Source organism: Enterococcus sp. S183_ASV_20 (genome assembly GCF_018919685.1).
In the GTDB taxonomy this organism is placed as follows: Bacteria; Bacillota; Bacilli; order Lactobacillales; family Enterococcaceae; genus Enterococcus; species Enterococcus faecalis.
In genome coordinates this window covers 48,581-55,050 of record NZ_JAHLRI010000018.1, presented here as the reverse complement: position 1 = coordinate 55,050, position 6,470 = coordinate 48,581, and the positions used below count along the sequence as shown (strand labels likewise).

The following is a 6,470-nucleotide window of genomic DNA, read 5'->3' as shown; positions in this document are numbered from 1 at the left end:
CTTTCACAACTCGCGCAACAGGGAAACCAAACACTGTTTTGAAAGCAGAAGTTGTAGTATTTGGTGGTATTAAAGATAGTACAGTGGATAACTTCGTGAGAATTCGTCCAAATGATCAAGAAGTAGTCACGCCAACGACCGAAGGCTTCATCAGTGTGCCAACCTTCGACTTCGGCCAAGTGGGCGTTGCAGGAAGTAAGCAACAACACAACTTGAAAAAAGCCGCGGATTACTACGGTAACGGTACACGGAATCCGTATGTCCGAATCAAGAAAACGCAACCGAATTGGAGCCTAACGGCGCAACTGTCGCAACCGAAATCAGCGACAGACAGCTTGCCTACAGCGACCCGCTTATTATTAGGGGCGGCACCTGTCTCTAGCTTCACCAATTACAATCAACCAACCGAGTTGAAAAATGCGGTCGGTACCACGAGTGCCATTAGCTTAACAGCCAACAACACGGCGACAAGTATTATTGCCAACAAGCAATTCACAGGTAGTAATGTTTATCAGTTGGACTTCACCTTCAATAATGTCAAACTTGAAGTGCCAGCCAATCAAGGTGTTAAAGGGCAACAATACAAGGCCGCGGTTACGTGGAATCTTGTGACTGGACCTTAACAAGAATACGTGAATAAAAGCTAAACCGCCCTCAAAAAGTCTAACTTTTTGAGGGCGGTTTATTATTTTTATGGAAAGCCAATTTTATCTAACGGATAATAACGAAAAGTCAAAACACCTTCCACACTCTCTTGTTTAACAAAGCCAAAGTAACGACTGTCATCTGAGCGCGGGCGATTATCCCCCAAGACAAAATACATGCCTTCTGGAACGGTCAGGGATTGGGTGGCTTCTAAGGTCTCTAGCGTAAAATCTTGGGTATAATTTTCATTTTTAGAGACATTTCGTTTAGCACTTGCTAAGTAATCTTCACTGAGTGATACACCATTAATATAAAGGGTATCATCGCGATACTCGACTGTTTCGCCAGGTAAACCAATTAAACGTTTGGCTACTCGTTGGCCGTTGCGAGGACTAGGGAAAGCGATAATATCAAAGCGCTGTGGCTTTTTAATCGAGGTCACCCATAAACGGTCGTTGTTATGAAGTGTTGGTTCCATTGAAGAGCCGTTCACCGCAGCAGGGGAGAAAACATAGTGTCGAATCAGCAAGACAGCGCCGACTAACAAAACCAACTGAACCAATCGTTTTAATAATGAGGACATGGACTTCACTCCTTTGTCCTTTTAGTGTACTACAGACAAGGAAAAGAAAAAAGTTTTCCCCTTAAGAAAGGTGCGCTAAAAAACGTTTCATAAAGCGTTGGCGAATTAAAATACCAACATAAGCAGCTGCGACAGCCTTGATGATACCAGGAATAATAAACGGAGCAAACCCGCCTGCGAAAGCATTTGGCCACGGCAGATTTGCGGAATATTTCAACCAAATCATGCCAAAAACCAAGGTAACTAAGGCGCCGGCAATATTTGCGATAATGGCCCAAGTATAGTTAAAGGTTGTTTTTTCTAAAATATAACCAGTTAATAAGCCGTTGAAGATAAAGCCGATTAAATAGCCGCCAGTTGGTCCAAAGAGTACACCGAACCCGCTAGACATCCCAGCGTAAACGGGTAAACCAATTAATCCTAATAAGAAGTAAATTAAAATAGCGTAGGTCCCTGTTCGTTTGCCCAAAACGGTAGCGGTTAAGCCGATGGCAAATGTTTGTCCAGTTAAGGGGACAATCCCCAATGGAATTGTAAATTGTGAAAGTACAGCAATAATCACAGCGAACTCTGCTGCTAAAATTAAAGAGCGTAACGATGCTTTATTCATAAGAAGCCTCACTTTCTATTGTTAACCAATTATTTTTATTTGGTTAACAATAGTTTAGCGGAAGTAAACAATTTTGTAAAGAGGGCAAAGAAAAAAACCTTGCCAAGAAAGGCAAGGTTTTGAAAGAAGGTAAGAACCGTAGTTCGACCTTTTGAAATCTTAAAGTTTTTGGTTGTAGTATTCAACGACAAGTGCTTCGTCGATTTCTGGGTAAAGTTCATCACGTTCTGGTAAACGAGTGAAGCTACCTTCTAATTTTTCAGTGTCAAAGCTTACGAATGCTGGACGTCCAACAGTTGCTTCAACCGCTTCTTTAATTGTTGAGATGTTTTGAGATTTTTCACGAACACCGATCACTTGACCAACTTCAACGTGGTATGATGGAATATCAACACGTTTGCCGTCTACAGTGATGTGGCCATGGTTAACTAATTGACGTGCTTGACGACGAGTAGTTGCAAGACCTAAACGGTAAACAACGTTATCTAAGCGTTGTTCTAGTAAAACCATGAAGTTAACACCGTGTTTACCTTCTTTGATTTTGCTTGCTTTAATGAACAACGTACGGAATTGACGTTCGTTCATGCCATACATATGACGTAATTTTTGTTTTTCAGTTAATTGCATTCCGTATTCAGAAACTTTACCACGGCTGTTAGGTCCGTGTTGTCCTGGTTTGTAAGGGCGACGAGCTAGTTCTTTACCAGTACCTGATAAAGAGATACCTAGACGACGAGATACTTTCCATGATGGTCCAGTATAACGAGACATTAAAAATTCCTCCAATAAATAAATGTTTTTTTGGAGTAAAATAATTAGATGAAAAATTCATATTCGTTCAGTTCATTCTTCAACCTTCGCCTTTGCAGCCGCGGTTACGCAGTTGAACCAAGTTTGGCAATGAACTGTTGACGAGTTATTATTCTTCTGCTGCAATTATTTTACACAAAATCTAGTATACTTAATAGGATAGGAAACGTCAAGGTTTTAAAGTGAAATATGAAAAAAAGGTAGACAAAAACACTTTTCCTCATTAGAATAAGGGGAGATGTTTTGAAAATATAAGTTGAAAACGGAATGAAAGGGAGTTTACAATGAAGTCTGGTTCACCATTGTTTGAACAAATTGATAAATCCATCGACAAGAAAGTGAATTTATTCTCAAACAGCTTTTCCCGCTACGCTGTTCGTGCAATGCTTGCTTGTCTATTTTTAACGTTGGGAACAGCCGTTGCTTTTGCAATCGCAATTAAAGGAGAAGGAATTTCTCATGGTTTAGGGAAAATGCTTTACGCCTTCATGTTCAGTTGGTCACTTGTGATGATTTTATATATGAATGCCGAACTTGGTACCTCGAATATGTTGTACATGACTGTTGGGGTCTATCGTAAAAAAGTCAACTTTTCCTTAGCTGCAAAAATTTTATTTACCTGTATCTTATTCAATTTAATTGGTGGCGTCTTGTTTGGTTTCTTGGTATCACTTACGGTGCCGTTCCAAGATTTGCCAAAAGATAGTTTCTTCTTTACATCGATTGCTGGAAAATTAGAAAAAACCACCCTGCAAATTTTAGTTGAAGCTATGTTCGCCAATATTGTAGTTAATACAGCCGTATTAGTGAGTATGCGAATGAAAGATGACGCCGGCAAAGTCGCGGCCATTATTTTCATTATCTTTATCTTTGCTTTCCTTGGTTTTGAACACGTGATTGCCAACTTCCCAGCCTTCAGTTTAGCTTACTTTGCTTCAAACGGCGCAATTGAAGCTTTCACAGCTGGTAATGTTGTTCATAATCTGTTCTGGGCCTTTATCGGTAACTTTATCGGTGGTGGCTTAATTATGGGTCTCGGCTATGCCTGGTTAGATAAAGACAACAAAAACTTAACGTATTTTGATTAATTGATCAACCAACTATACTAAAACATGGTACACTGTTTTAGTATAGTTTTTTTTATTATAAGGAGCGAAGGAATGGACACACTTCAATTTCAGAAGAACCCAGAAACAGCAGCAAAAATGTCTGCTTATATGAAACACCAATTTGTTTTTGCAGGCATCCCCGCCCCAGAACGTCAAGCGTTAAGTAAACAACTTTTAAAAGAAAGTCATACGTGGCCAAAGGAAAAATTATGCCAAGAGATTGAGGCTTATTATCAAAAAACAGAACGAGAATATCAGTATGTCGCTATTGATTTAGCCCTTCAAAATGTTCGGAGATTTTCATTAGAAGAGGTCGTAGCGTTTAAAGCTTATGTTCCACAAAAAGCGTGGTGGGACAGTGTGGATGCTTGGCGAAAATTTTTTGGGTCGTGGGTGGCGTTGCATCTGACTGAATTGCTAACGATTTTTGCCCTTTTTTATGGCGCTGAAAATTTCTGGAATCGGCGTGTTGCGCTGAATTTACAGTTGATGTTGAAAGAAAAGACCAATCAGGACCTGTTGAAAAAGGCGATTATTTATGATAGAACTACAGAGGAGTTCTTCATTCAAAAAGCGATTGGCTGGTCATTACGCCAATATAGTAAAACGAATCCGCAATGGGTCGAGGAATTGATGAAAGAATTAGTGTTGAGTCCTTTGGCACAACGAGAAGGCAGTAAATATTTAGCGAAAGCGAGCGAATAAGGAGAAATGATGGAAAGAAAACTTTTTGCATTTGATATTGATGGGACGTTGTTAAATTCGGAGAAGAAAGCATTGGATAGCACGAGAGAAGCGCTAGCAAAATTGCGAGAGCAAGGACACTTAGTTACGCTGGCAACTGGCAGAAGTCGTTATATGGCGCAAGAGGTGATTTGGGATTTAGATTTTACCAATTACGTATTATGTAATGGCGCCGCGGCTTTTGTGGATCATGAGCAATATTATCAAAATTTATTGCACGCTGAAGCGTTGGAACGTTTGGCACAAGACAGTGATCAACGCGGCTTAGGATTTGCTTGTGTGGGCTTAGATGATATTAAGAAGAGCAACCAGCACCGTGCTGAAAAAATGGAAATTGCGATGAACTCTTTTCATTTTCATTCACCTGCTTATGATGAACACTTTTATCGTCAAAATGATATTTACCAAGCGCTGGCTTTTTATGACGCAGAAGATCAGTGTACGTTTGAAGAAGAATACCCAGAATTTCGCTTTATTCGCTGGCATCAACATAGCGTAGATGTTGTGCCTAAAGATGGCTCAAAATCAGCTACGTTAACGTATTTAGCCAAACGTGTGGGCATTGATGCAAAAAATATCATTGCCTTTGGGGATGGCGAAAATGACCGAGAAATGTTAAGTCATGCAGGAATTGGCGTTGCAATGGGCAATGCGAGTCCTTCCATTCAAAAAGTGGCTACGATGGTCACAGATACAAATGATAATGATGGGATTTGGAAAGCCTTAAAAGAAATGAAGGCCATTTAAAAAAAACTGCGCCGTTTGTCTGAAAACAAACGGCGCAGTTTTTTTCTTTATTCGATGACTAAAACGCCCTCTTTTAAAGCAAATGGATTTTCTTTGTTAATATGATCGTAGAACATAATGCCATTAATATGATCAATTTCATGTTGAACCACAATCGCTTCGTAGTTTTTTAAACGAACTTTGTGTTTTTCGCCAGCCATGTCAAAATAACTGACGGTAATTTTGTTATGGCGAACGACATACCCAGGTACATCCCGATCGACAGATAAACAGCCTTCCCCTTCACCTAAACATACATCTTGCACAGAATGGCTCAAAATTTTAGGGTTGTACATCACCGTACTTAATGAAGGCGTTTCGTTTTCTGGGTCGTTGCTAGGAACATGGACAGCAATAATTCGTTTAGAAATGTCTAATTGTGGTGCAGCTAAACCAACGCCACCACGTAATTGTAATTCTTCAGCTTTGACTGGATCTTGACTATTTTTTAAGAAAGTCAACATGTCTTCGCCTAATTGTCGGTCTTCCTCAGTGATAGGGACAGGCACTTCTTCTGCCACAGCACGAAGTGTGGGATTCCCTTCACGAATAATATCTTTCATTGTAATCATTCAATGGTTCCTCCTTTGAAACATAAAAAAATTCTTCTTTTATTTATTCATGCGCTGAAATAATCAGTTGTTTACCACCATTTAGTGTATCACAAAATCACCAAAAAAGGGGCTAGATTGTTTAAAAAAACTATCGAATAATAGAGATTAAGCTTGCATTTTAGCGGTGTTTCCTGTAAAGTAAGCTTGTGTGGAAACACACCATCTATCACTTGGTTTAGCGAGTCACCAACGCTTCACTCAGTGATCAGACGAATAATAGAGAAAGAGGTGGAACAAATGGCAATTTCACAAGAAAGAAAAAACGAAATCATTAAAGAATACGCACGTCATGAAGGAGATACTGGTTCTCCAGAAGTACAAATTGCTGTCTTAACTGAAGACATTAACCAATTGAACGAACATGCGCGTACACACAAAAAAGATCACCATTCTTACCGTGGTTTAATGAAAAAAATCGGTCACCGTCGTAACTTGTTAGCTTACTTACGTAAAACTGACATCCAACGTTACCGCGAATTGATCCAACGTTTAGGATTACGTCGTTAATCATTACGTATAAAGCGAGGTTCAATCAGAATCTCGCTTTTTATCTTATTGTCACTATTGAA

General features: G+C 39.6%; 9 protein-coding genes. 5 read left to right on the top strand and 4 right to left on the bottom strand.

The genetic code is table 11. The features are described 5' to 3' along the window. The coding region (locus KQI94_RS08390; protein ID WP_216454360.1) for a WxL domain-containing protein at positions 1-623 on the top strand (623 nt) is incomplete at its 5' end. 68 nt (positions 624-691) lie between these two features. Here KQI94_RS08390 and lepB read toward each other — a convergent pair. From lepB to rpsD, 3 genes are all read right to left on the bottom strand, one after another. Beyond that, on the bottom strand, positions 692-1,228 hold the full coding sequence (gene lepB / locus KQI94_RS08385; protein ID WP_002383266.1) for a signal peptidase I: 537 nt from the start codon (positions 1,226-1,228) through the stop codon (positions 692-694). Between the two features lie 61 nt (positions 1,229-1,289). Then, a complete protein-coding gene (locus tag KQI94_RS08380; protein WP_002354975.1) occupies positions 1,290-1,838 on the bottom strand; it encodes a biotin transporter BioY in 549 nt (182 codons plus the stop codon). A gap of 159 nt (positions 1,839-1,997) precedes the next feature. Then, complete coding sequence (rpsD, locus tag KQI94_RS08375) at positions 1,998-2,609, bottom strand: 30S ribosomal protein S4 (RefSeq protein ID WP_002365342.1); 612 nt, start codon at positions 2,607-2,609, stop codon at positions 1,998-2,000. A 323-nt stretch (positions 2,610-2,932) separates the two neighbouring features. Here rpsD and KQI94_RS08370 point away from each other — a divergent pair, with 323 nt between their 5' ends. From KQI94_RS08370 to KQI94_RS08360, 3 genes are all read left to right on the top strand, one after another. Next, positions 2,933-3,736: a formate/nitrite transporter family protein gene (locus KQI94_RS08370; RefSeq protein WP_002365340.1), complete on the top strand. Its 804-nt coding sequence runs from the start codon at positions 2,933-2,935 to the stop codon at positions 3,734-3,736. 72 nt (positions 3,737-3,808) lie between these two features. Next, positions 3,809-4,462: a DNA alkylation repair protein gene (locus KQI94_RS08365; protein ID WP_002368418.1), complete on the top strand. Its 654-nt coding sequence runs from the start codon at positions 3,809-3,811 to the stop codon at positions 4,460-4,462. Positions 4,463-4,471: 9 nt separating this feature from the next. Further along, a complete protein-coding gene (locus KQI94_RS08360) occupies positions 4,472-5,248 on the top strand; it encodes a Cof-type HAD-IIB family hydrolase (protein WP_002361040.1) in 777 nt (258 codons plus the stop codon). 47 nt (positions 5,249-5,295) lie between these two features. Here KQI94_RS08360 and def read toward each other — a convergent pair whose 3' ends face one another. Further along, a complete protein-coding gene (gene def / locus KQI94_RS08355; RefSeq protein WP_002354981.1) occupies positions 5,296-5,859 on the bottom strand; it encodes a peptide deformylase in 564 nt (187 codons plus the stop codon). A gap of 279 nt (positions 5,860-6,138) precedes the next feature. Between def and rpsO the strand changes: the two genes are divergently transcribed. Then, the gene (gene rpsO / locus KQI94_RS08350) at positions 6,139-6,408 is read left to right on the top strand and encodes a 30S ribosomal protein S15 (RefSeq protein ID WP_002354983.1); all 270 of its coding nucleotides are present in this window, start codon (positions 6,139-6,141) and stop codon (positions 6,406-6,408) included. Positions 6,409-6,470 lie beyond the last annotated feature (62 nt).

Coding starts and splice junctions, on each gene's coding strand:
- def (WP_002354981.1), bottom strand. CDS start 5,859: ATGATTACAATGAAAGATATTATTCGTGAAGGGAATCCCACACTTCGT.
- KQI94_RS08360 (WP_002361040.1), top strand. CDS start 4,472: ATGGAAAGAAAACTTTTTGCATTTGATATTGATGGGACGTTGTTAAAT.
- KQI94_RS08365 (WP_002368418.1), top strand. CDS start 3,809: ATGGACACACTTCAATTTCAGAAGAACCCAGAAACAGCAGCAAAAATG.
- KQI94_RS08380 (WP_002354975.1), bottom strand. CDS start 1,838: ATGAATAAAGCATCGTTACGCTCTTTAATTTTAGCAGCAGAGTTCGCT.
- rpsO (WP_002354983.1), top strand. CDS start 6,139: ATGGCAATTTCACAAGAAAGAAAAAACGAAATCATTAAAGAATACGCA.
- KQI94_RS08370 (WP_002365340.1), top strand. CDS start 2,933: ATGAAGTCTGGTTCACCATTGTTTGAACAAATTGATAAATCCATCGAC.
- rpsD (WP_002365342.1), bottom strand. CDS start 2,609: ATGTCTCGTTATACTGGACCATCATGGAAAGTATCTCGTCGTCTAGGT.
- lepB (WP_002383266.1), bottom strand. CDS start 1,228: ATGTCCTCATTATTAAAACGATTGGTTCAGTTGGTTTTGTTAGTCGGC.